This window comes from Traorella sp. mt218, assembly GCF_055420025.1.
The window spans coordinates 38,730-61,562 of sequence record NZ_JBVAYM010000015.1 but is presented as its reverse complement, the minus strand read 5'-3'; the positions used below and the strand labels follow the sequence as shown (position 1 = coordinate 61,562).

The window sequence follows — 22,833 nt, the reverse complement described above, 5'->3', positions numbered from 1 at the left end:
ATTTACTTTTATATGATATAATGTTATTCGGTTTTGGGACAATGACCTCAGAGCTGTTATTATGTATGAAATTTTTATGGAAATTGTGAGGATTGGGTATGACTATCAAAGCAATTATTTTTGATTTAGATGGAACGATTATCGATAGTGAGTATTATTTTGTCAAAAGAACGATGCAATTCGCAAAGGACCATCATTTTCATATCGCATATAAAGACGCTTTAAGTCTTGTCGGTCTGAGTCATCATGACTATCTGAAACGTCTTGCGATTCTTTTAGATCATGATCTCCATGAAATCACGAATATGTATGGTGAATATAAAAATGCTCATCCTGTCCCTTATGGACAGCTTATTAATCAAGATGCCTATGATCTGATCCAATATTTAAAGGATTCTCCTTATCGGATTGCTTTGGCAACTTCTACTTATCGTAATATCCTGCATGATAAATTATCCTCAACGGGTCTGAGCGATACTTTTGAGGTAGAAATATCAGGTGATATGATCGAGAAAGCAAAGCCCGATCCTCAAATTTATTTAGAATGTATCAAAAGGCTTGATTTGAAGCCTGAAGAGTGCATGGCCATCGAAGATTCAGAGGTTGGAATCAAAGCTGCGCATGATGCTGGATTATATGTGATCGCCAGGAAAGATCCACATTTTGATACAGATCAATCGTTAGCAGATATAATTATTGAAGATTTACGAAATATCGTTCAGATATTAAAAGAAGGTGAATGAGATCGTTATGAAAGAAAAGGTATTGCTGGGATTATCCGGAGGTGTTGACAGCGCTGTTGCTGCTATCGAATTAAAAAATGCAGGTTATGATGTGACCTGTGCTTTTATGCGTAACTGGGATGCTCTTGCCAATAATGATATTTTGGGCAATCCTACTATCGGTGATGAAGTTTGTCCGCAGGAAGCAGATTACATGGATGCATTGCAGGTAGCAGAAAAATTAGGGCTTGAATGTCTTCGCGTAGATTTTGTGAAAGAATACTGGGATCATGTTTTTGTCTCCTTTCTTGATGAATATAAGAAAGGAAGAACACCGAATCCGGACATCCTTTGTAACAAGTATGTGAAATTTGATGCTTTTTTGAACTATGCAAAGCAGCTTGGCTTTGATTATGTCGCAACCGGTCATTATGCCCGTGTTGAACATGGAAGCGAAGAAAGTCTTTTGTTAAGAGGCAGTGATCCAAATAAAGATCAGACATATTTTCTTTGTCAGATTTCAAAAGATGCCTTGCGGAAGACCCTGTTTCCTATCGGGCATCTGTTGAAACCGCAGGTTCGTCAAATTGCTCTTGATGCAGGTTTAAGCGTTGCGAAAAAGAAGGATTCTACCGGTATCTGTTTTATCGGTGAAAGAAATTTTCGCGAATTTCTTAAAAATTATCTGCCTTCTAAAGAAGGGGATATCGTTGATATCAATACATTGAAGAAGGTTGGAAGACATCAGGGCGTTTTATACTATACGATCGGTCAGCGTAAAGGAATGGGTATTGGCGGTGACCATGGCCCGTATTTTGTGATCGGTAAAGATGTAGAAAAAAATATTTTATATGTATCTTGTGAAAATGACAGTGAATGGCTGTTATCGGACAGCTGCATCGTTAGTGGTGTGAATTGGCTCATGCATGAGCGACCTGTAAATGAATTAAGCTGTACTGCAAAATTTCGCTATCGTCAAAAGGATAATGATGTAAAGATCCGTTTTATTGATGAAAATAATGTTTTTGTAACGATCTCTCCTGCTGTAAGTGCCGTTACTCCTGGACAAGAGGCTGTTTTTTATCAAAATGAAATTTGTTTAGGCGGCGGTGTGATCGAAGATGTTTTCTATCACGGAAGATCGTTGGACGAAAGGATTCGGGAAGGAGTAAAAAAATGAATGAAAAATTAGAACATGATGTCATGACATTGCCAAGGATGCTGATCCTGGTATTGAATTATTTCGTTGGCTATATGTATGTTTATCCATGGATTTTGACTCGCCTGCTTTATCAATTCCATTTAAGCTTTACAGCGTACAACTGGCTTTCTTTTGCTGTTTATCTCTTGATGATCGCCATTAGTGTAGCGGCAGGCTATCCGGTATTAAAAGAAAGCTGGAAAAAAATTGTCCGTCCGCGAAAATTCTTTGAAAATCTTCTGCTCATGTTTGTGGCATTATATCTGATCAGTGCTTTTACAAGCACGCTGGTCAGCCTGATTAGCGGTATGACTGAAAGTGCGAACCAGCAAAGCGTCATCTTAGCTTTCTTTCAGAGTCCGCTGCTGATCAGCTTTACGACCTTGGTGTATGCACCTCTTGTTGAGGAACTGGTTTTCAGAGGTGCTTTATTCAGAGGGCTGAGAAGTTATATGAATTTCTGGACAGCGGCCTTGATCAGTGCATTAGCTTTTGGCAGCATTCATGTCATTGATTCTCTTTTTGCCGGTAATTTCACTGATCTTTGGTATTTGCTGACATATGGTACGCTAGGTTTTATATTCTGCTTTGCCTATGAGAAGAATCATTCGATCTATGGATCTATGGCTTTACATTTTCTGAATAATTTCATAGGTATCATCGGCATTCTGCTTACTTATTATTTTGTTTGATCATGGAAGAACAATTAGTTATTTGCGGGAAATTTACCCATGTACGCTATCATCACGAGATGAGTGGCTTTACGGTGGCTTCTTTCAAAATGAATGATCATCAGGAAAAAACAATTACCGTCACCGGCATCCTTCCTCCGTTTGATCTCAATACGCTTTATGAGTGCACGGGACACTATAAGGAGCATGAACGCTATGGTCTTCAATTTGAAATCACTGAGATGCATTTACAGCGTCCAAGTGATGAACAGGCATTGGTCGAATATTTCAGCAGTCCTCATTTTAGCGGTATCGGAAAAGTCAGCGCTAAAAAGATCGTTGATGCATTGGGGCTTGATGCCATTGAAAAAATTCAAAATGATCCGCATGTATTAGATGATATCTTCAAAAAAGATGATAAGCGTATCCAAAGCATTCTTGCGGGTATTCAGGAAAATGCGCAACTTGATGACAGCGTGCTGTTTTTTAACCAGATAGGACTGAATGTCCGTCAGCTTGAAAAGATAAAGGTTGTCTATGGTGAGGATGCAATGCACATCATCCAAGAGAATCCTTATCGTATGATCGAGGATATTGATGGTGTTGGATTTAAGACCTCGGATAGGGTTGCATCTATTTTGGGTTTTGAAAAAGATCATCCTTATCGACTGAAGGCATTGATTGAATCTGAGGTGCTTGAAAGCTGTATCCGCAGCGGTAACAGCTATATAGAAAAAGATGAATTTGAAAAGGCATTAAAAAAACGCCTGCGAAAAGAGAATATTCAAATTGACTTTGATTTTGAAGCTTGTTTCCGGCAACTTATCTCAGAAAGATTCATCGTTGTGGAAGAAGAGCGTATTTATCATCATACACAATATGATGCGGAAAGAGGCATTGCTTCTTTTTTGCGGGATTTTCCTTATGTCAATGATACGGATACGATGATTTCTTCCTTAGATGAAGAAATCAGGATCATCGAAGAAGAATTGAATATCCGATATGAAGAAAAGCAGATCGAAGCAATCAAAATGTTCTTTACTCATCCGTTTTCTATCCTGACCGGTGGACCCGGAACAGGAAAGACGACGATCGTAAAAGCTATTTTAACACTTTATCAGAAGTTTTTTCATTCAGATCAGATCATGCTTTGCGCACCTACCGGAAGGGCCGCCAAAAGGCTGAGCGAATGTTCAAATATGCCGGCCAGTACGATACATCGCCTGTTGAAATGGGATCTGGAAAGCAATACCTTCATGGTCAATGAAGAAGAACCGTTATTTTTAGATTGTCTGATCATTGATGAATTTTCAATGGTTGACCAATGGCTGTTTTATAATCTTTGCAAGGCTTCTCGTCATATCAAGAAAATCATGATCATCGGTGATGAAGACCAGCTTCCTTCTGTTGGAATCGGTTCTGTGCTGAAGGATTGTATTGAGTCAGGATGCTTTCCAACTCTTCGTCTGGAAAAGATCTTCCGTCAGTCCAGCGGCAGTGATATCGTTGAATTGGCTTATGAAATAAAAAATGGCTTTTGTGACATATTAAAAAACGGAAAGGATGTTGCTTTTTTTGAATGTCCGCAAAATAATATCAAAGATCAGATCCTCAATATTGTTTCCATGGCTTTTGAAAAAGGGTATCATGACCAGGACATTCAGGTGCTCTCACCGATCTATTCAGGGGTCTGCGGAATCGATCAGCTCAATCTCTCGTTGCAGAAAATGTTGAATCCGGCCAATCCTTTCTCAAAAGAAATCAAGGTTGGATATCGGACCTTTCGTGAACATGATAAAGTCTTGCAGTTGAAAAATCTTCCTGAGGAAGACGTATATAACGGTGATATTGGTGAGATCATCGAAATACAAAAAAAGGAAGAAGGTTATCCCGTTGACTGCATCATCGCTGATTTTGACGGTATCATCGTTGAATATACAAGGGAGCGTTTTGATCTGTTGACCCATGCCTACTGTATCTCGATCCATAAGTCACAGGGAAGTGAATATCCGATCGTCATACTTCCGATTACTTCTCAGCATGCATATGTCCTTAATCGCAGGCTCATCTATACGGGAATCACCCGAGCGAAGCAGTCATTGATCCTGCTTGGAAGCTATGATGCCTGTGTAAAGGCAATCCAAAATCAAAACGAACGTGTTCGTAAAACAACTTTAAAAAGAAGAATCCTAGATGAATAGGATTTTTTTCTTATGACATAATAATAGTAGAGGTGAGGAAAAATGAACAAAGGATTACTTGGACTAGCCCTGGGCCTTAGCTTAGGCATACTTGTAGGTTTCAACAATGAAGAGGAAATATCAGATCTTTGTCATCGTTCAAAGCGTATGAAAAAGAATATGATGAAGCAGCTTCATAATATTCAGGATTACTTAGATTAACCCCATTTGGGGTTTTTATATGAAAAAAATACGTATGATATTGAAAAGTCCCATATCCTGCTTTTATTTGATCGCTTCTGTCTTTTTACTGATCCTTCTCTTGAACCAGCTGCATATCTTTGAATGGCTTTATAATTTTCTAATCGTTTTAAAGCCGCTTTGGATCGGCAGTGCCATGGCTTTTTTTCTTCACCCTTTGATTAGCGCAAAGAAAAAAGCTTCTTTGTTTCGCATCATCTTCGTATATCTTATTTTTATTTTTTCTTTTCTGCTTTTATTTTTTATTATTTTTTTTCTGATTCTTGAAAATTTTGGCGGCATCATCAATAGTATCAATGATATCTATCCTGTCTTGCTTTCTTATATGGAGCGTTACCAGATCCTTGATTACATAGATACCGATCAGATTCAAGGTTTTCTGATGAACGGCTATGCGTTATTCGTTCCTTTTATTCAAAATTTTATCGGTTTTCTTACAACCTTCACGTTATCTATCATGATCAGTTTTTTTATTTCTTTGGAAAGTGATGTCATTGCGAATGAATTCAGAAAGTACGTAAAGGATTATGAAAAATACTTTGATCTATATGATATCTTTTCAAAGATATTACGTCAGTATATTTATTCCACACTCTTGGATATCAGTTATGTCACCGTGACCACAACTGTGATCCTCTATTTTTTTCATACTCCGTATGCCCCTTTATTGGCAATCCTGCTTGCTTTTCTGAATCTGTTTCCCTATGTGGGTGCCATTGCCGGAAGTCTTTTGATTTTTTTGATTCATTATCTTCTGGTGGGTGAAAATACCGGTTGGCTGGTAGTTGTGATATTCATCAATTCTCAGTTGGAGGGAAATATCATCCATGCATGGATCTGTAATAAGACGATGAAGGTCCATCCGTTATATTTATTTGTTGCCCTGTTAGTAAATGAATATCTTTTTGGACTCATCGGTGTGATCTTGTCACCGATCGTTGCCAGTATCTTTCAGATGTGCTTTGTGACTTATGGTGAATATCTGAATCGAAAAAATGTCGGCGGATGGGAAAAAATCGTTTCTGAGCAGATAAAAGAGCCTTGAGAAGTAATGAAGATTGTGGTATAATCAAGCCCGTAAATGAGGAAAAAGAGGAGTATGCTCAGATTCTTTTCAAGAGAGCAGATGGATGGTGAAAATCTGTAAAGATATGAGTTGAAGCTGCTTTGGAGTTTACGCGTAGCCTTACGCTAATTAAGGGAATTGAGGGCATGGGGCAACCCATGAATCAGGATGGTACCGCGTAGAGATTACGTTCCTGAAGCAGGAACGTTTTTTTATTGGAGGAGAGGAAATGAAACAGTTAACAGGTAGTCAGATTCGTCAATTATTTTTGGATTATTTTAAAAGCAAAGGGCATATGATCGAACCCGGTGCTAGCTTGGTGCCGCATAATGATCCGACCCTGCTTTGGATCAATGCCGGTGTAGCGGCATTGAAGAAGTATTTTGATGGTACGGAAAAGCCAAAATGCAATCGTATTGCGAATGCTCAAAAATCTATTCGTACAAATGATATTGAAAATGTAGGAAAGACAGCCCGTCATCATACGTTCTTTGAGATGCTCGGTAATTTTTCGATCGGTGATTATTTCCGTGATGAGGCCATTCCATATGCATGGGAGTTTCTTACGGATGAAAAATGGATCGGTTTTCCAAAGGAAAAGCTGTATATTTCTATTTATACGGATGATACGGAGTCGTATCGCATATGGACAGAAGTATGCCATGTAGATCCATCACATATTTTAAGAACAGATGATAATTTCTGGGAAATCGGAGAAGGACCATGCGGACCGGATACGGAAATTTTCTATGACCGCGGAGAAGAGTATGATCCTGAAGGATTAGGTGAACGTCTTTTCTTTGAAGAAATGGAAAATGATCGTTATATTGAAGTTTGGAACGTTGTTTTCTCCCAGTATGATGCGAAAGCGGGAGTACCACGCAGCGAATATAAGGAATTACCTCAAAAGAATATTGATACAGGCATGGGACTTGAACGTTTGGTTTCCTTGGTACAGGGTGGAGAAACAAACTTTGATACAGATTTATTTTTGCCGATCATCCATGCTACTGAAAAAATTGCGAAATATCCATACGAGGGTGAGCATAAGATGGCATATCGGGTAATTGCCGATCATATCCGTACCGTTACATTTGCCTTGGCGGATGGTGCATTATTTTCTAATGAAGGACGTGGCTATGTTTTAAGACGTGTGTTAAGAAGAGCTGTCCGTTATGGTAAGAAATTAAAGATCGAAGGTCCGTTTATGTATAATCTCGTACCTGTCGTTGTGGATATCATGAAGGACTTCTATCCTTATTTGATCGATAAGTGCGAATATATTCAAAAGCTGGTTAAAAGCGAGGAAGAAAGATTTCAGGCAACCTTGAGCGAGGGTGAAAAGCTCATGAAGGATGTCATGGCTTCTTCTAAAAACAAGGTCATTGAAGGCAGTGTTGCATTCAAGCTGTATGATACATATGGCTTTCCATTTGAATTAACTTGTGAAATGGCACAGGAGGATGGCTTTAGTGTTGATCACGAAGGCTTTGAAAGGGAAATGGAAAAGCAGCGTGAACGTGCTCGTTCCAGCAGAGATGCCTCTGAATCGATGAAATCACAGTCAGCTGACCTGATGGATTGTACGGTTGAATCAGAATTTATCGGTTATGATCATTTTGAATGTAAAGGCCGCATCATGGCCTGCTTCAAGGATGGGGTGGCATGTGATTCAATTGATGATGAAGGAGATGTGATTCTCTCTTCGACATGTTTCTATGCGGAAAGCGGCGGACAGGTTGCAGATACAGGAGTACTTGTGAATGATACGTGCAGCTGTGATGTTACGGATGTGAAAAAGGCTCCTCACGGACAGCCTTTGCATCATATCGTTGTGAAAGAAGGAAAGCTGAGCACGGGTGATCTAGTTGAGGGAAGGATCAATGTGCAGAAGCGTAAGATGACGACGTGCAATCACTCTGCCTGCCATCTGTTGCAAAGTGCTTTGAAGCTTGTCTTGGGTGACCATGTATCGCAGGCGGGAAGCTTCGTCAGTGATGAATATGTGCGTTTTGATTTTACTCATTTTGAAAAGATCAGCGATCAGCAGCTGAAAGAAGTTGAAAATCTGGTAAATCAGTTTATTGCTCAGCGAAATGATGTCGTGATCGAACTGATGAATCTGGAGGATGCGAAGAAGACAAATGCAACTGCATTGTTTGATGAAAAATATGGCGATGTTGTTCGTGTCGTAACGATGGGGGATGTTTCTAAAGAATTCTGTGGCGGATGTCATGTCCATAATACATCGGAATTAGGTGTCTTTAAGATTGAAAGTGAAGAAAGCATCGGTTCGGGTGTACGAAGGATCGTAGGTAAGACAGGCTATGCTGCTTATGAGGCTTTCAGTACCTATGAGGATACATTGAAGGCAATCGCGCAGGCTTTAAAGCTTAATGGCATCTCCCAGGTATATGGTAAGACCGTCCAGCTCTTAGATGAAAAAAATCATTTGCAGAAGCTCTGTGCCGATTTAAATAGCCAGCTGCTGCACGCAAAGGCAAGTGAGATTGCCAATGAGGCCGTAGAAAAGGATGATCTGAAATATCTGGTGAAGGTGATGAATGATCTTGATGGCAATGCCATGAAAAATATGGCATCTTCACTATTGGAGCGTATGAAAGAGGGCGTCGTATTTTTAGGAGGTGTTTGTGACAATAAGCTGGTATTTGTCGCAAAGGCTTCAAAAAAAGCTGTTTCCAAGGGAATTCATTGTGGTGATCTGATACGCAGCGCTGCCGCTGTATGTGATGGAAAAGGCGGCGGAAAGCCTGATTTGGCACAGGGTGGCGGTAAAAACTGTACGGCTTTGGATGAAGCGATGAAAACTATTAAAAATAATCTTGGTTTAGGGGTTTAAATTTGATACCAATTAGTTTAAAATAAAGGAAAGGAGAGGATGGTTTATGAAAAAAGATGTAACAGAAACAATGGCTTTTAAATCGGAGGATATGCGTCGTGAAAATATACGTCATATCGTACGACTTGTTGACAGTGCGCTCAAGGAAAGAGGATATAATTCTGTCAATCAGCTTGCAGGATATCTGATTTCAAACGATCCTGCCTATATTTCCAGCCATCAAAATGCTCGATCGATCATTCAAAACGTTGAGCGTTATGAAATCATTGAAGAAATGGTTCGCTCTTATCTGGAATCTATTGAAAAATGAGGATTCTTGGATTAGATCTGGGCGGCAGGACCTGTGGAGTTGCAGTCAGCGATATCATGGGAATGATTGCCCGGCCGGTAGCGACCATTCGTTTTGATGAGGATAATTATGATAGCTGTCTGGATCAGCTGGATAAGTATATAAAAGAGTTTCAGATAAAAAAGATTGTGCTTGGATTACCCAAACATATGAATGGTGATGTAGGAATCCGCGGCGAAATTTCAATTGCTTTTAAAAAAAAGCTGGAAGAAAAGGAAATGGATGTTGTTTTGTGGGATGAAAGACTGACAACGGTTGCCGCAAATCGTATCCTGATATCTGCCGATGTTTCACGCAAGAAAAGAAAGCAAGTGATCGATCAGATGGCGGCGGTGGGTATCCTGCAGAATTATTTGGATAGTCAGAATTAGGGCATTTATGCCCTTTATTCATAGGAGGAAATTATGTTAGATTCAAATACGCTTTATGTGAAGGATGACAATGGTAAAGAGGTAGCGATGGAGATCTTGTTTACTTTCGCAAATGAAGAGATGGGAAAACAATATGTTGTATTTGTCGATCCCAATGACGACAGTGGAGAAGTTTTTGCTTCCTGTTACGATGATGAAGGAAATCTTCTGCCTATCGAAACCGAGAGCGAATGGGAAATGGTGGAAGAGGTTTTAGGTGCCTTTAATGAAGAAGAGCTATAAGATCGTTGCAATCGTTGCTGTGGCAGCGGTAATTGCTGCCGGAGGATTTTTTATGGTCTATCGCTCTTCCATAGGACCGGTTTCATCTGAATCTAATCAGATAACATTTAATGTTGCGGAAAATACAGCTCCAAATACGATCCTCGATCAGCTTCAAGAGCAAGGGGTCATAAAAAGCTCATTTTTTTCCCGCCTTTTGATGCGTCAGAAAAATCTTTCAAATATCAAAGCGGGTGTCTACATCTTAGATTCCTCATGGAGCAGTGAAGAGGTGCTTGCTTATATCAATGATGCCTCCAATGCCGAAAGCGATGAAGTTTTGCTGACGATACCGGAAGGATTGTGGTCAAAGGATATTGCTGCCAAGATAGAAGAACTGACCAATGTCAGTGCCCAGGAATGTCTTGATTTATGGAATGATGAGGCTTTCTTGAGAGAAATGATCGAACGATATGAGTTTCTGGATGAAAGCATTTTGAATGATGCCTATCATGTAAAGCTTGAAGGCTATCTTTATCCGAATTCATATTTTATCTATCGCAATACGGATGCCAGAGAAGTAACGCTTCGGCTTTTAGATGGTTTTGATACCGTTTATCAGTCATTAAAAGCCGATATCGAGGCTTCTGATTACACGGTGCATGAATTGGTGACCTTTGCGAGCGTTGTCCAGTTTGAGTCGGGTAATCCTGAGGATATGCCAATCATTGCCAGTGTATTCACGAATCGTTTTAAGGCCGGTATGAAGATGGAATCAAGTGTTACCGTTTGTTATGCCCTGTACGATGAATTTAAGAATTTTCAGGATTGTGAAACCAATCCGGATATCGAGAGTCCTTATAATACATATCTTTATGAAGGCCTGCCGGTAGGACCTGTGAATAATCCGTCCATCGATGCGTTAAAAGCAGTGCTGCATCCGGCAGATACTGATTACTATTATTTTATTTCCGATGTTTACGGCGACCATCAGCTGATTCCCGCCAAAACATATGAAGAGCATCTTGCTAATGTTGAAAAGTATCTGAAGTAGGGAGATATCATGAAAAAGACAACGATTATCGGAATTGCCGGTGGGAGTGCTTCCGGAAAATCGACAATTTCTAAAAAATTAAAAGAACAATTTGAAAATGAAAATTCAGTAACGATCATTCGACAGGATGACTATTATAAGGATCAGTCCCATTTGACCATGGAAGAGCGTATTCAAACAAATTATGATCATCCGTTTGCTTTTGATAATGATCTGTTCATCAAGCAGCTTCATCAGCTCTGCGATGGAATACCGGTAGATAAGCCAACCTATGATTTTGTGAATCATACACGAAGCAACGTTACAGAGAGGATCATGCCGAGCGATGTCATTGTCATTGAAGGTCTGTTCATTCTTGAAGATGAAGCGATTCGTAATTTATGCGATATTCGCGTATTTGTTGATACAGATGCCGATACACGCTTTATTCGACGCCTCGTTCGAGATGTCAAGAAAAGAGGAAGGACGCTTGATTCTGTGATTACACAATATACGCAGACGGTTAAAGCAATGCATAATATGTTTGTCGAACCAAGTAAAAAATATGCGGATATCATCATTTTGGAAGGCGGTCATAATCAGGTGGCCATCGACCTGCTGACAACAAAAATTAGTAGTATTATTCAGGCGAATATGTTATAATATCGGGGATTAAAAAGGAGTGATAACAATGGCTCAGGAAGAAAAGACAGTTGTTACAAAGGAAGGTTATCAGGAGCTTGTCAATGAATTGGATCACATGCTTCATGAAGTGCGTCAGGATGTCATTCGTGAATTGCAGGAAGCACGTGCTCAGGGTGACTTGAGCGAAAATGCTGATTATGATGCTGCCAGAGAAAGACAGGCACGTGTCGAAGCCCGTATCCGTGATCTTGAAAGCATGATTGCCAATGCCCAGATCATTGATGAGAAGGATTCTAAAAAATCAAAGAAAACCGTGAAGTTAGGTTCAACTGTAAAGATTTTAGATATGGAATCAAATACTGAAGAAGTATATACGATCGTGGGTTCAGTAGAAGCGGATCCATTAAATGGGAAGCTGTCAAATCTAACACCGCTTGCAATTGCTTTGCTGGATTCAAAGGTTGGTGATACACCAACGGTGACGCAGATCGAAGAACCTTATAAAGTAAAGATCCTTGAAATAAAATAGAGAAATTCTCTATTTTTTTTTGGATTTTTTTCATTTTGATGGATATATAAGAGTAGGAGGTCTTTATGAAAAAAATACTGCCTATTCTTTTATCTTTCATGTTGATAGCCTTATATTTTCAACTGGGAAGCAAGGATGTGAAACTTCAGAAAAAAGAGGAATATCACGCAGAAATCCGTGGTGAAGTCAATTCTCCGGGCGTGTATGAAATTGATGCTGATGAAACCCTGGAGGATCTGATCGAGAAAGCAGGCGGATTAAGCAAGCAGGCGGATATACGCTCACTTTCACTTCTGCGTGCGATCAGACATTGTGATGTCATCATCATTCCGGCTGTTGAAAATATCAAGAAAATCTCTATTAACAGTGCTTCTTTGGAAGAGCTTATGACATTAAAAGGTATTGGTCAGTCAAAAGCATATCGCATCATCGAATATCGTAATGAACATAACTTTCAGTCCATTGAAGAACTTATGAATGTCAAAGGCATCGGGCCTAAGATATTCGAGAAGATCAAAGATCATATTGCTTTATGAAGGATCTTTTATTATTAAGCATGCTTTCTTTTTTGCTTTTGAATTGTCGAAGCATGGTCACGCTTTCTTTTTATCTGATTTTTCTTTTCATTTATCAATTTTATAAACGACGTCTTTTGGGATATCATTTTATCTTTTTGATATTTCTTTATATCATCTCTTTTTCAAATTTCTGTATCCGGAATAATTGTGTGCTGGAAACACATGAAAATTACGTCGTTGCCAGCGTAAATCATCAGAGGGTATTGATTTATACAGATGAAATTTATTTTGAAAATGAAGAGGTGATAGCAGAAGGAGAATTAAAAAAGATCGAAGCTGATTCTAATTTTAATCTTTTTAATTTTAAAGAGCATATGAATCAAAAAAATATATATGGCTATTATGAAAATGCTCAATTCATAAAAAAAGATTCTTTGAAAAGAAGGATGTATGAGCATATCATGGCGATGGACGAAGCTGTTTCTTCGATTCTCTTACGCATTTTTTACCAGTTTGGTGAATATGACATGATTTATTCTTCCGGACTTCATCTTACTTATTTAAATCGTACATTTCTTCAGTTTCTCTTAAAAATCTGCAGTTTTTCCTCTGCACTGACGCTTTCCTCTGTATTAGTAGGTTTATTTGGCTTTCTGTTTCCGTTTAAATTTGTCTTATTCCGTATCCTTTGCGGCAATATCATAAAAATGATCTTCAAGGATCATTCTCATAAGGAGAGTCTTGGATTACAGTATCTTTTATGCATGCTTTTTGATCCGGGCTGTGTCTTTTCACTGGGTTTTTTGATTCCTTATTTTTTAAGTCTGATCCAAATCTTTACAGAAAAACGACATCAAAGAAAAGCATCAGTCGTTTTTTTGATCTTTCTGCAATTTTTTAAGACTTCTCAATGTCAGCCGCTTTCCATTCTTTTATTTCCGTTCATTCAAATAATGAACGGAGGAATGCTGATAGCTGCATGGATGCAGCTGTTGATGCCTATTTCATTGATTTCATCTATTTTAGAAATCTTCCTTTCTTTTTCGCAATTTCTTTCTTCCTTTGTCTTTTATGGGGCGATACCTATCGGATTGACACTTTTATTTTTGTATTTCTTTTTTCAAATGCTTCATCAGAAAAGATCTTTTCTATATTCGCTGATTTTGCTTTACATACCTTTACAAAGTTATTTGAATCCCTTTTATCAGGTAACGATGATCAATGTAGGACAGGGAGATTCAATTCTGATACAGGCACCTTTTCATCAACATAACATCCTTATCGATCTTCCGTCAAATAAAGAAGAGCGGGTCATAGATTATCTGCGCTCCATTGGTGTATATCATATCGATACACTTATCTTTACGCATCCGGATAGTGACCATAATGGTGGAAAAAAGGCTTTTTTAGAACGCTTTAAAGTGCATGATATCGTTGAAGGACATCAGGATATCCACGCCAAAAATATTTCTTTGGTTTCTTTGAATCATGCCACTCATGATAATGAGAATGATAATTCGCTTGTTCATGCTGCTTCACTCGGGCATCTTAGTTATTGTTTTATGGGAGATGCTTCTGTACGTGTTGAAAAAGAAATCATGATGTCGTATGATTTGTCATGTGATGTTTTAAAAATCGGTCATCACGGAAGCAAAACATCAACGGATCCCTTATTTATTCAAAAAATACAACCTTCTTATGCACTTATCAGTGCAGGTAAGGATAATCGTTATGGACATCCGCATGAGGATGTGCTTTCTACGCTGGAAAAATATGATGTCAAGACATATGTGAGTGCATTGGATGGTGCAGTTTCTATAAAAAGTTTTCTGAACTTTCATTTTATTAGAACATCAGGCGGTGATTTTGGTATAATGGTTACGGAGTGATTTATGAATTATTTATTTTATGGAAAAGACAGCGGTCGCATTCAAAAGGAGATTGCGAAAGTGATTGCTCAATATGGAGATGATTGCGATCATATCGTTTATGATTTGAATACATCTAAAATGGGAGATGTCATGAGTGAATTGACTACTTCTCCTTTCTTTCATGCGCATAAAGTGGTCATCGTAAAGCATTGTAATTTTTTGGCGAACGGATCGTCTGATTTTGATGTTTCTCAGCTGGAAGCCTTTTTAAAGGATCCTTTGCTTGAAAATACGCTGATCATGACTCATGAATTTGAAAAGTGTGATTCACGTAAAAAAATCGTCAGGCTGATCAATCAGACCTGTCGTGTTAAAAGCTTTCAGAACTTAGAGGAAAGAGATAAAAAAGGTTATATAGCTGAAAGATGCCGTGAGCTGGATATCAATATCGCTCATGAGGCGCTCAGCAGGCTTGCAGAACGCTTAAGCTGCGATACTGCCATGATCGACCTGCAGCTTGAAAAACTGGCCTGCTATCCTCTTGAAATCACTGCTGAGGTGGTGGATGCCTTAATATCAAGAGAGCTTGAGGATAATGTCTTCCAGCTAAGTGAAGCCTTGTTAAAGGGGAAATTTAAAAAGGCCTATCAGGTCTATAAGGATATGGTTTCTCTTAGCAATGATCCGATCTATCTTTTGGCCGTGGTCGTTTCACAGCTGCGATTTTATTATCAGGTCAAGGTCTGCATGATGCAGGGCATGGGTGAGGAGAGGACAGCCTCATATCTGAAAGCACATCCTTATCGTGTCAAGCTGACGATGCAGATCGTAGCCGGTATCGAGGCAGATACGATCATGAAGCTTCTTGATGCAGCTTTGACGTGTGATCTGGATATCAAAAATGGAAGAAGGGATAAATATTTTGCTTTCGAAATGTTTATGATACAATGCCAGGAGGAAATCATATGAAGTCTTTAAAAGAATTTTATAAAATAGGTCCGGGACCCTCAAGCTCACATACTTTGGGCCCTAAAACTGCCTGTGAACAATTTTTAAAAGAGTATCCGGATAGTGACGAGATAGAGATTACATTGTACGGATCGTTGTCATTGACGGGGAAAGGACATCTGACAGATCAAATCTGTATCCAGACCTGTGCTCCGATCCCGTGTCATGTCCGTTTTTCCAGTGAAACCTGTGATGCCCATCCGAATACGATGGATCTTTTTGCCTATCGTAAGAAAAAAATGATCGGCAGCTGGCGAGTATATTCCATTGGCGGCGGTACGATTCGTATTGAGGGAAAAGAGTTCAAGGAATCAGAAGATATTTATCCGCAAACCAGCTTTTTCGAGATACGTCAGTATTGTCATGAGCATCAGCTTTCATTAAAGGATTATGTAGATGCATATGAAAAAATTGATGACTATATGTCAATGATCATGGATCAGATGCTTGCAACGATTGAAAAAGGGATCCACACGAAAGGAATCCTTCCGGGCAAGCTACAGCTGAAAAGAGTCGGAGCAGATCTCTATCAAAAAGCCCTTCAGGAAACCAATCCCTTAAAAAAAGAAAAGATGACGCTTATGGCCTATGCGTATGCTGCCAGTGAGGAAAATGCCAGCGGTGGCATGACGGTTACGGCACCGACGATGGGAGCCAGCGGAGTCATGCCGTCTTTAGTGCGTTATTACAAGCTGGATCGTCATTTTTCTGAGGAAAAGATCATTCAGGGATTAAAAATTGCAGGAATTATCGGTAATCTGTTTAAGACGAATGCAACGATTTCCGGTGCTCAAGGCGGCTGCCAGGCTGAAATCGGTGTTGCCTGTTCCATGGGATGTGCCTTTGTTGCTCATATGGAAGATCTCAGTGATGATCTGATTGCCTATGCTGCTGAAATCGGAATCGAACATTTTCTGGGATTGACCTGTGATCCGGTTGGCGGATATGTCATGATCCCATGCATCGAACGCAATGCCGTAGCTACGCTTCGGGCAATGGATTCCGCACTTCTTGCAGATGAGGTCGGAGGTCTGAAAGAAAATAAGGTTTCGTTGGATATGATCATTCATACGATGAATTATACAGGTAAAAAGATAGCGGTAGAATTGAAGGAAACCTCTTTAGGAGGACTGGCAAGCGTCGTTCCGCTGGAATAAAGAAAGTCATAAAAAAAAGTCAGCATAAGCTGACATTTTTGTTTATTTCTTAAGCAATTTTGTTGATAGCGTGACTTAAACGAGATTTCTGTCTAGCAACATAGTTTTTGTGATGAACGCCGCTTGTAATAGCTTTATCCAGCAGAGAATTCGCTGTATTATAAGCAGTCATGGCAGCTTCCTTGTCATTCGCATCTACAGCTACCAATACTTTTTTGATCGATGTTTTGATAGCACTTCTCTGAGCAACATTGCTTTCATGTCTTTTGTTGTTAGTTAATACACGTTTTTTCTGTGATTTAATGTTTGGCACTCTTGACACCTCCTAATTGATTATTGCTAGTAGATTATAACAAAATCAAAAATGAAATGCAAGAAACAAATGAAAAAAGCCATACTATACGGGAAAAAGGAGAAATATGAACATGAAACGCAGTGATTTCGCAGATGAATGGTTTGAATCAGAAGAGGAAAAGATATTCTCACAAAAAACCGAAAGCTTTCCACATGCCGTTACCGTAAAATGGATCAAGGTCTTAGAAAATGATAAAAAATATCAGACAGGTGACTATGTAACGATTTCTTTTGAATCGATGGCAGATGCTTCGCTCAGAAATCAAATCAGTTCGATATTAGTAGATGTTCTGGATAAGCTTTGTCAAGATGTCCTGCTTCAGAAAATACTTGTAGTGGGACTAGGAAATGAGGATATGATCTCTGATGCGATCGGTCCTAAGACAGCCGCCCAGATCCTTGTTTCAGCTCATTTGTTCGAGCTTGAAAAAGAAGTGCATCCCGGCTTGAACAACTGTGCGGTCATTGCTCCTAAGGTCATGGGACAGACAGGACTTGAATCGGCACGGATCGTAAAAGGAATCGCTGATTTTTATGAACCGCAATGTGTGATCGTCATTGATGCCTTGGCAACAAGCAGCTTTTCGCGTATCAACCGGGCTATCCAGATTTCAAATATCGGTATTATTCCCGGCAGCGGTGTAGGCAATCACCGTCTTGCGATCAATGAGGAAACGTTAAAGGTACCTGTCATTTCAATTGGAATTGCAACGGTAACAACGATCCGTTCAATCTTAAATGAAATGAATGTAAAGGAAGAATATGAAAACAATGACTGTATCATCACACCACGAGATATGGATATGGAATGCCGCCAGATCGTTGCGATCCTTTCACATGGCATCAACTGTTTCATTCATCCGGCATATGAGGAGTTATAATCCTTGAGTGATGAGCATAAGCTATGAAATATGAAAACGTCCATCAAGATTTTAGCGAAGCTGGGGCTGCTGGCACTTTTTATTTTTATCTCGCCGCTGATGCAGGGAATCAAGGCAACCGTCAGGGAGCTTGATATCAGCATGCAGCTTTTTAATCAGCAGAAAAGTATCGCTCCGATCGACATCGAAGCCTTTAATGTCATGGATATGGTCAAAAAAGAAGATATTCCCTATCGGGAGATCGATGTTGAGCCTGATGATATCGTAGAGGTGCCAGAGCCTTCAAACGGTACGCAGAAATCCATCTACATCTATTCCACGCATCAGCAAGAAGCCTATAAAGATCGAAGCAGCGTAATGGATGGCAGTATGTATTTAGGCAAGCTGCTTGAGCAGGCAGGATATAAGGTCGTAGTGGAGGATCGTAATTTTACAGAGGAATTAAATGCTTTGGGATTGAATTATAATCAGTCTTATCAAATCTCAAGAAATGCGATCACAGATGCTTTGATCGAGCATCAGGGATTTGATCTGATCATTGATTTCCATCGTGATTCCGTTCCTAGAGAATCCTCTTATATCGAAGCTTCAGGGAAAAGCTATGCGAAGATGATGATCGTCTTAGGAGGACTCAGTCCCCACTTTTCGGCAATCCAAAACAGGGCACTGACACTGTTAGACAAAACCAATCAGCTTGAGAGTGGTATCATGAAAGATATTCTGGTCAGAGAAGCATATTATAATCAGGATATCAGTGAAAATATGCTGTTGATAGAAATCGGAAGCGAGGAAAGCTATTATGAAGAGGTGATGCATTCCTTAGATGTTCTGGCAATATCAATAGATGAAATGATGAGGTGAACATGAAACGATTCTTCGTAGATCTGCTTTTAGTAATATTGCTGGTTGCTATCGGAAGCTCTTTTATGGAGCAGGATGATTCTTACTCCATCGAGCAGGAAATCATTGATTTTGAAAACAGCTTGGATAAAGATGGACAGTATGTCAGTGAAAACAGAGGGGATGCAGTCAGTGAGGTTCATTTGAATAAAGCCTCTGAATTGGCAAAGAACAGCTCGGATACGATCAAAGAGATCGTAGGTGTCGGAGTCGAGCTGGTAGCTTCGATTTTTAAAGCTATTATAGAATAATCATCGAAAATCGGTTATAATGCATTCGAGGTGATTTTATGAAACGAATTTTATTTATGGGGACGCCTGAATTTGCGTGCGGTATTCTAAAATGTCTGATAGAAAATCATTATAATGTCGTTGGTGTGGTTTCCCAGCCGGATAAAAAGGTCGGCCGTAAGCAGGTCTTAACACCGACTCCGGTGAAAAGTCTTGCGGCATCTTACAATCTGAGCGTTTTTCAGCCTGTCCATATCAAAGATATTTACGAACAGCTTCGACAATTGGATCTTGACTGTATCATTACCTGTGCTTACGGACAGATGATACCGGAAGATATCCTTCATCTGGCGAAGATAAGATGCATCAATGTCCATGCATCCCTGCTTCCGAAATATCGTGGCGGTGCACCGATTCATAAGGCTATCATCAACGGTGAAAAGGAAAGTGGCGTTTCAATCATGGAAATGGTCAAAAAAATGGATGCCGGGGATGTCTGCTGCGTGAAAAAGGTTGCTATCACTGAAGAGGATACGATGGGAAGCCTGCATGATAAGCTGATGAAGTGCGGTGAAGAAGTTCTTCTGGAGGTGCTTGATGATATTTTGGATAATAAGGCCGTCTTTGTTCCGCAGGATGAAAGTCAGGTATCTTTCGCATGGAACATTACAAAGGAAGAAGAAAAAATTGATTTTTCAAAAGGCGGCAGGAGCGTCTACGACCATATCCGCGGTCTGATACCATCACCTGTGGGTTATGCTTATCTGGATAATAAAAAAATAAAATTTCATGAGGTAAGGCTGCTTCATGAGGAAAGTGCGGCAGCTTCTGGTGAGATCATCGGCTTTGACGGTACTCATTTACAGGTTTCATTAGGTGATCTGATATTGCTTGTCACGCAATTACAGCCCGAAGGAAAAGCAAGAATGAGTGCCAGAGATTTCTATAACGGCCATGGAAAAAACTTGATCGGCAAAAGGTTTGAATAGCTTAAAGAGCTATTCTTTCTTTTTTTAAAAATCAAAATATATGAAATATCCTTGTTTATTTGTGAAATTTTGTGTAAAATATATAAGAAAGTAAACACTTTCAAAAAATATTTTGATAGGAGGAGTTAAGATATGGATGGTTTATTATCAGTCCTCTTGCCGGTTTTGGCAGGTTTAGCCGGAGGAATCATATTAATGATCCTGATTTCAAAGGCTGGGTTAAATAAAGATAGAATTAAAGCTGAAAAATTACTGCAGGAAGCTACTGTAAAAGCAGAAAACACTGTGAAGCAGGCACTCCTGGATGGTAAGACTCAGACTCATGAATTGAAGATTGCTGCGGAAAAAGAGATTAAGGAGCGTAAACAGGAAATTACAGATATGGAAAATAAACTGTTAAGACGCGAAGATAATCTAAATTTTCGTGATGACGCATTAACGCAAAAAGAACAGCAAATCGATCTTAAAAATAATCAATTAACTAAAAAAATGTCTGAACTTGATGAGATGGAAAAAAGGCTGCAGGAGAAGATCGATATACAGATCGTCAAACTTGAAAGAGTTGCAGCAATGAGTACAACGGAGGCCAAGAAGGAGCTTTTTGAGATTGTTGAAAAGCGTATGGAAAACGAAGTTGTCGCTTACATAAAGGAAAAGGAAGAAGAAGCAAAGAGCATTGCAGATGAGAAGGCACGTAATATCGTGGCGCTTTCTATTCAGAAAATGGCTCAGGATGAGGCCGTGGATCGTACGGTAAGCGTTGTTGCCTTACCAAGCGAGGAAATGAAGGGAAGGATCATCGGACGTGAAGGAAGAAATATCAAATCGATCGAACAGGCGACCGGTGTCGATCTGATCATTGATGATACACCGGAAACGATCACGATTTCTTGCTTTGATCCGGCACGTCGTGAAATTGCCCGTATAGCTTTGGAAACGCTGATTCGTGATGGACGTATTCAGCCGGGACGTATTGAAGAAGTTGTCAACAAGGTACGCAATGAAATTGAAAACAATATCCAGAAGGTCGGTGAAGATACGATCTTTAAGCTGGGTCTTGGTAAGATGAACCGTGATCTTGTTCATTTGGTCGGACGTTTGAAATATCGTTACTCCTATGGACAAAATGCGCTTCAGCATTCCATGGAAGTGGCTAAGCTTGCAGGCAGCATGGCAGCAGAGCTTGGTTTGAACCAGACGCTTGCCAAGCGTGCAGGTCTTCTGCATGATATCGGAAAGGCGCTGGATACCGAAACTGAAGGAAGCCATGTGGAGCTTGGATATAAATTCTGTAAGAAGCACGGTGAAAATGAGGTCGTGCTGAATGCGATTCAGTCACATCACGGCGAGGTTGAACCAAAGAGCATTATTGCGGTATTGGTACAGGCGGCAGATACATTGAGTGCAGCCCGTCCGGGAGCTCGTTATGAAGCAATGCAGAATTATATCAACCGTCTTGAAGAACTTGAAAAGATTACTAAATCATTTGAAGGCGTTGATACAAGCTATGCGATTCAGGCCGGCAGAGAGTTACGTGTGATCGTTCATCCGGATAAAGTGGATGATCTCAGCTGTGCTAAGATTGCTCGCGGCATCCGTGAAAGAATTGAAAATGAGCTGACCTATCCAGGACAGATCAAAGTTACGGTCATTCGTGAGCTGAGAACGAGTGAACTGGCAAAATAATGAAGATCTTATTTGTAGGTGATGTCGTAGGAGCAGTCGGCAGAAAAATGGTGGCCGATCATGTCTTACGTATCAGAGAAGAAGAAAAGATCGATCTGGTTATCTGCAATGGTGAAAATTCAGCGCACGGCAAAGGCATTACGAAAAAAATTTATGCCCAGCTGCTGAACAGCGGCGTTGATGTCATTACGATGGGAAATCATACGTTTTCTAAGAAGAATTTAGAGGAAGTCATTGATGAATTGGACAAAATGGTACGGCCGGCCAATATGCTTCCGTTGGAATTTGGAAAAGGTACTGTCGTGATCGATGTCAATCATAAAAAAGTAGCAGTGAGCAATCTGATCGGCGAGGTATTCATGGTCAATTGTACAGAATCGCCCTTTGATGCCATGGAAAAGATCCTTCATGAAACGGAAGCTGATATTCACATCGTTGATCTGCATGCGGAGGCAACGAGTGAAAAAATTGCCTTTACTTATGAATTTGCTCAGCGATGCAGTGCTATCGTAGGTACGCATACTCATGTACAGACTGCAGATGAGCGAATCGTCGATGATCATTGTGCCGCGATTACGGATCTGGGCATGTGCGGTCCTTACCGTTCGGTTATCGGACGTGATGTGGAGGAAGTGCTGCGACGTTTCAAAAATAAGGAGCATACCCGCTTTACGATGGCGGAAGGCAAAGGTATTTTTTGCGGATGCATCGTTGAGATCGATGATGATACGAATCAGGCCAGGTCAATCAAAAGAATCCAGATTAAAGAGCAGTAATGCTCTTTTTTTTAATAATTGTTTTCAAAAATTCAGTTTTTTCCGATATTCTATTGAAGTGAAAATTATATTTGTGCTATAATGTCTAAGTAATAAAAGGAGGTTATCTTCATGCCAGTAACAATTAATAAAGATACTTGCATCGGTTGTGGTGCTTGTTGTGGAGTTTGCCCGGTTGGAGCATTGTCAATGGATGACGATAATAAGTCAACTTGCGATGAATCAACTTGTATTGACTGCGGTGCATGCGTTGCGACTTGCCCTGTAGAAGCAATTACACAATAAACCAAGCAAACGCTTGGTTTTTTCTTGGA

Annotated in this window: 25 protein-coding genes and 1 other annotated feature; of the genes, 24 read left to right on the top strand and 1 reads right to left on the bottom strand. The window is 39.9% G+C overall.

The window, feature by feature from the left end; translation table 11 throughout:
- The first annotated feature begins 98 nt into the window (after window positions 1–98).
- From ACZYT3_RS08735 to ACZYT3_RS08655, 17 genes are all read left to right on the top strand, one after another.
- On the top strand, window positions 99–743 hold the full coding sequence (locus tag ACZYT3_RS08735) for an HAD family hydrolase (RefSeq protein WP_464088368.1): 645 nt from the start codon (window positions 99–101) through the stop codon (window positions 741–743).
- A gap of 7 nt (window positions 744–750) precedes the next feature.
- Window positions 751–1,902, top strand: coding sequence for a tRNA 2-thiouridine(34) synthase MnmA (gene mnmA / locus ACZYT3_RS08730; protein ID WP_294561989.1), 1,152 nt, complete (start codon window positions 751–753; stop codon window positions 1,900–1,902).
- Window positions 1,899–2,615: a CPBP family intramembrane glutamic endopeptidase gene (locus ACZYT3_RS08725; protein ID WP_294561988.1), complete on the top strand. Its 717-nt coding sequence runs from the start codon at window positions 1,899–1,901 to the stop codon at window positions 2,613–2,615. Before mnmA ends, ACZYT3_RS08725 begins: the two co-directional genes overlap by 4 nt.
- 2 nt (window positions 2,616–2,617) lie before the next feature.
- Window positions 2,618–4,795 carry an SF1B family DNA helicase RecD2 gene (gene recD2, locus ACZYT3_RS08720; RefSeq protein ID WP_464088367.1) on the top strand — a complete coding sequence of 726 codons (2,178 nt, stop codon included), beginning with the start codon at window positions 2,618–2,620 and terminating at the stop codon, window positions 4,793–4,795.
- Window positions 4,796–4,837: 42 nt separating this feature from the next.
- The gene (locus ACZYT3_RS08715) at window positions 4,838–4,996 is read left to right on the top strand and encodes a hypothetical protein (RefSeq protein ID WP_154667096.1); all 159 of its coding nucleotides are present in this window, start codon (window positions 4,838–4,840) and stop codon (window positions 4,994–4,996) included.
- 19 nt (window positions 4,997–5,015) lie between these two features.
- Entirely contained in the window at window positions 5,016–6,080 is a 1,065-nt protein-coding gene (locus ACZYT3_RS08710; RefSeq protein ID WP_464088366.1) for an AI-2E family transporter, read from the top strand.
- Between the two features lie 30 nt (window positions 6,081–6,110).
- Window positions 6,111–6,299: a binding site (T-box leader), on the top strand.
- 31 nt (window positions 6,300–6,330) lie between these two features.
- Window positions 6,331–8,961, top strand: a complete 2,631-nt coding sequence (gene alaS / locus ACZYT3_RS08705) for an alanine--tRNA ligase (protein WP_464088365.1) — start codon at window positions 6,331–6,333, stop codon at window positions 8,959–8,961.
- A 46-nt stretch (window positions 8,962–9,007) separates the two neighbouring features.
- The gene (locus ACZYT3_RS08700; protein WP_294561984.1) at window positions 9,008–9,271 is read left to right on the top strand and encodes an IreB family regulatory phosphoprotein; all 264 of its coding nucleotides are present in this window, start codon (window positions 9,008–9,010) and stop codon (window positions 9,269–9,271) included.
- Window positions 9,268–9,681 (top strand): Holliday junction resolvase RuvX, encoded by a 414-nt coding sequence (gene ruvX, locus ACZYT3_RS08695; RefSeq protein WP_464088364.1) that lies wholly within the window; start codon window positions 9,268–9,270, stop codon window positions 9,679–9,681. Before ACZYT3_RS08700 ends, ruvX begins: the two co-directional genes overlap by 4 nt.
- A 33-nt stretch (window positions 9,682–9,714) precedes the next feature.
- Window positions 9,715–9,963 carry a DUF1292 domain-containing protein gene (locus ACZYT3_RS08690; RefSeq protein ID WP_294561982.1) on the top strand — a complete coding sequence of 83 codons (249 nt, stop codon included), beginning with the start codon at window positions 9,715–9,717 and terminating at the stop codon, window positions 9,961–9,963.
- A complete protein-coding gene (gene mltG, locus ACZYT3_RS08685) occupies window positions 9,947–10,996 on the top strand; it encodes an endolytic transglycosylase MltG (RefSeq protein WP_464088363.1) in 1,050 nt (349 codons plus the stop codon). Before ACZYT3_RS08690 ends, mltG begins: the two co-directional genes overlap by 17 nt.
- A 9-nt stretch (window positions 10,997–11,005) precedes the next feature.
- A complete protein-coding gene (udk, locus tag ACZYT3_RS08680) occupies window positions 11,006–11,638 on the top strand; it encodes a uridine kinase (protein ID WP_294561980.1) in 633 nt (210 codons plus the stop codon).
- 28 nt (window positions 11,639–11,666) lie between these two features.
- Window positions 11,667–12,149, top strand: a complete 483-nt coding sequence (greA, locus tag ACZYT3_RS08675) for a transcription elongation factor GreA (protein ID WP_294561979.1) — start codon at window positions 11,667–11,669, stop codon at window positions 12,147–12,149.
- A gap of 65 nt (window positions 12,150–12,214) precedes the next feature.
- Window positions 12,215–12,685, top strand: coding sequence for a helix-hairpin-helix domain-containing protein (locus tag ACZYT3_RS08670; RefSeq protein ID WP_464088362.1), 471 nt, complete (start codon window positions 12,215–12,217; stop codon window positions 12,683–12,685).
- Window positions 12,682–14,556: a ComEC/Rec2 family competence protein gene (locus ACZYT3_RS08665; RefSeq protein WP_464088361.1), complete on the top strand. Its 1,875-nt coding sequence runs from the start codon at window positions 12,682–12,684 to the stop codon at window positions 14,554–14,556. Before ACZYT3_RS08670 ends, ACZYT3_RS08665 begins: the two co-directional genes overlap by 4 nt.
- A gap of 3 nt (window positions 14,557–14,559) precedes the next feature.
- A complete protein-coding gene (gene holA / locus ACZYT3_RS08660; RefSeq protein WP_294561976.1) occupies window positions 14,560–15,507 on the top strand; it encodes a DNA polymerase III subunit delta in 948 nt (315 codons plus the stop codon).
- Window positions 15,504–16,703, top strand: a complete 1,200-nt coding sequence (locus tag ACZYT3_RS08655) for an L-serine ammonia-lyase, iron-sulfur-dependent, subunit alpha (protein ID WP_464088360.1) — start codon at window positions 15,504–15,506, stop codon at window positions 16,701–16,703. Before holA ends, ACZYT3_RS08655 begins: the two co-directional genes overlap by 4 nt.
- A gap of 49 nt (window positions 16,704–16,752) precedes the next feature.
- Here ACZYT3_RS08655 and rpsT read toward each other — a convergent pair whose 3' ends face one another.
- Entirely contained in the window at window positions 16,753–17,016 is a 264-nt protein-coding gene (gene rpsT / locus ACZYT3_RS08650) for a 30S ribosomal protein S20 (RefSeq protein WP_071442846.1), read from the bottom strand.
- A 112-nt stretch (window positions 17,017–17,128) separates the two neighbouring features.
- Between rpsT and gpr the strand changes: the two genes are divergently transcribed.
- From gpr to ACZYT3_RS08615, 7 genes are all read left to right on the top strand, one after another.
- A complete protein-coding gene (gene gpr, locus ACZYT3_RS08645; RefSeq protein ID WP_294561914.1) occupies window positions 17,129–17,938 on the top strand; it encodes a GPR endopeptidase in 810 nt (269 codons plus the stop codon).
- A gap of 30 nt (window positions 17,939–17,968) precedes the next feature.
- The gene (locus ACZYT3_RS08640; RefSeq protein WP_464088359.1) at window positions 17,969–18,799 is read left to right on the top strand and encodes a stage II sporulation protein P; all 831 of its coding nucleotides are present in this window, start codon (window positions 17,969–17,971) and stop codon (window positions 18,797–18,799) included.
- A gap of 2 nt (window positions 18,800–18,801) precedes the next feature.
- Window positions 18,802–19,089, top strand: coding sequence for a hypothetical protein (locus ACZYT3_RS08635; protein ID WP_294561916.1), 288 nt, complete (start codon window positions 18,802–18,804; stop codon window positions 19,087–19,089).
- A 38-nt stretch (window positions 19,090–19,127) separates the two neighbouring features.
- Window positions 19,128–20,057, top strand: coding sequence for a methionyl-tRNA formyltransferase (gene fmt, locus ACZYT3_RS08630; RefSeq protein WP_464088358.1), 930 nt, complete (start codon window positions 19,128–19,130; stop codon window positions 20,055–20,057).
- Between the two features lie 132 nt (window positions 20,058–20,189).
- Window positions 20,190–21,743: a ribonuclease Y gene (rny, locus tag ACZYT3_RS08625; RefSeq protein ID WP_464088357.1), complete on the top strand. Its 1,554-nt coding sequence runs from the start codon at window positions 20,190–20,192 to the stop codon at window positions 21,741–21,743.
- Window positions 21,743–22,519, top strand: coding sequence for a TIGR00282 family metallophosphoesterase (locus ACZYT3_RS08620; RefSeq protein WP_294561919.1), 777 nt, complete (start codon window positions 21,743–21,745; stop codon window positions 22,517–22,519). The genes rny and ACZYT3_RS08620 overlap by 1 nt, the downstream gene beginning before the upstream one ends.
- A gap of 111 nt (window positions 22,520–22,630) precedes the next feature.
- Window positions 22,631–22,804, top strand: coding sequence for a 4Fe-4S binding protein (locus ACZYT3_RS08615; protein ID WP_294561920.1), 174 nt, complete (start codon window positions 22,631–22,633; stop codon window positions 22,802–22,804).
- Window positions 22,805–22,833 lie beyond the last annotated feature (29 nt).

Bases quoted from the DNA above. Each gene is read 5' to 3' on its own strand.
- ACZYT3_RS08735 (WP_464088368.1), top strand. From the start codon at position 99: ATGACTATCAAAGCAATTATTTTTGATTTAGATGGAACGATTATCGAT.
- mnmA (WP_294561989.1), top strand. From the start codon at position 751: ATGAAAGAAAAGGTATTGCTGGGATTATCCGGAGGTGTTGACAGCGCT.
- ACZYT3_RS08725 (WP_294561988.1), top strand. From the start codon at position 1,899: ATGAATGAAAAATTAGAACATGATGTCATGACATTGCCAAGGATGCTG.
- recD2 (WP_464088367.1), top strand. From the start codon at position 2,618: ATGGAAGAACAATTAGTTATTTGCGGGAAATTTACCCATGTACGCTAT.
- ACZYT3_RS08715 (WP_154667096.1), top strand. From the start codon at position 4,838: ATGAACAAAGGATTACTTGGACTAGCCCTGGGCCTTAGCTTAGGCATA.
- ACZYT3_RS08710 (WP_464088366.1), top strand. From the start codon at position 5,016: ATGAAAAAAATACGTATGATATTGAAAAGTCCCATATCCTGCTTTTAT.
- alaS (WP_464088365.1), top strand. From the start codon at position 6,331: ATGAAACAGTTAACAGGTAGTCAGATTCGTCAATTATTTTTGGATTAT.
- ACZYT3_RS08700 (WP_294561984.1), top strand. From the start codon at position 9,008: ATGAAAAAAGATGTAACAGAAACAATGGCTTTTAAATCGGAGGATATG.
- ruvX (WP_464088364.1), top strand. From the start codon at position 9,268: ATGAGGATTCTTGGATTAGATCTGGGCGGCAGGACCTGTGGAGTTGCA.
- ACZYT3_RS08690 (WP_294561982.1), top strand. From the start codon at position 9,715: ATGTTAGATTCAAATACGCTTTATGTGAAGGATGACAATGGTAAAGAG.
- mltG (WP_464088363.1), top strand. From the start codon at position 9,947: ATGAAGAAGAGCTATAAGATCGTTGCAATCGTTGCTGTGGCAGCGGTA.
- udk (WP_294561980.1), top strand. From the start codon at position 11,006: ATGAAAAAGACAACGATTATCGGAATTGCCGGTGGGAGTGCTTCCGGA.
- greA (WP_294561979.1), top strand. From the start codon at position 11,667: ATGGCTCAGGAAGAAAAGACAGTTGTTACAAAGGAAGGTTATCAGGAG.
- ACZYT3_RS08670 (WP_464088362.1), top strand. From the start codon at position 12,215: ATGAAAAAAATACTGCCTATTCTTTTATCTTTCATGTTGATAGCCTTA.
- ACZYT3_RS08665 (WP_464088361.1), top strand. From the start codon at position 12,682: ATGAAGGATCTTTTATTATTAAGCATGCTTTCTTTTTTGCTTTTGAAT.
- holA (WP_294561976.1), top strand. From the start codon at position 14,560: ATGAATTATTTATTTTATGGAAAAGACAGCGGTCGCATTCAAAAGGAG.
- ACZYT3_RS08655 (WP_464088360.1), top strand. From the start codon at position 15,504: ATGAAGTCTTTAAAAGAATTTTATAAAATAGGTCCGGGACCCTCAAGC.
- gpr (WP_294561914.1), top strand. From the start codon at position 17,129: ATGAAACGCAGTGATTTCGCAGATGAATGGTTTGAATCAGAAGAGGAA.
- ACZYT3_RS08640 (WP_464088359.1), top strand. From the start codon at position 17,969: ATGAAAACGTCCATCAAGATTTTAGCGAAGCTGGGGCTGCTGGCACTT.
- ACZYT3_RS08635 (WP_294561916.1), top strand. From the start codon at position 18,802: ATGAAACGATTCTTCGTAGATCTGCTTTTAGTAATATTGCTGGTTGCT.
- fmt (WP_464088358.1), top strand. From the start codon at position 19,128: ATGAAACGAATTTTATTTATGGGGACGCCTGAATTTGCGTGCGGTATT.
- rny (WP_464088357.1), top strand. From the start codon at position 20,190: ATGGATGGTTTATTATCAGTCCTCTTGCCGGTTTTGGCAGGTTTAGCC.
- ACZYT3_RS08620 (WP_294561919.1), top strand. From the start codon at position 21,743: ATGAAGATCTTATTTGTAGGTGATGTCGTAGGAGCAGTCGGCAGAAAA.
- ACZYT3_RS08615 (WP_294561920.1), top strand. From the start codon at position 22,631: ATGCCAGTAACAATTAATAAAGATACTTGCATCGGTTGTGGTGCTTGT.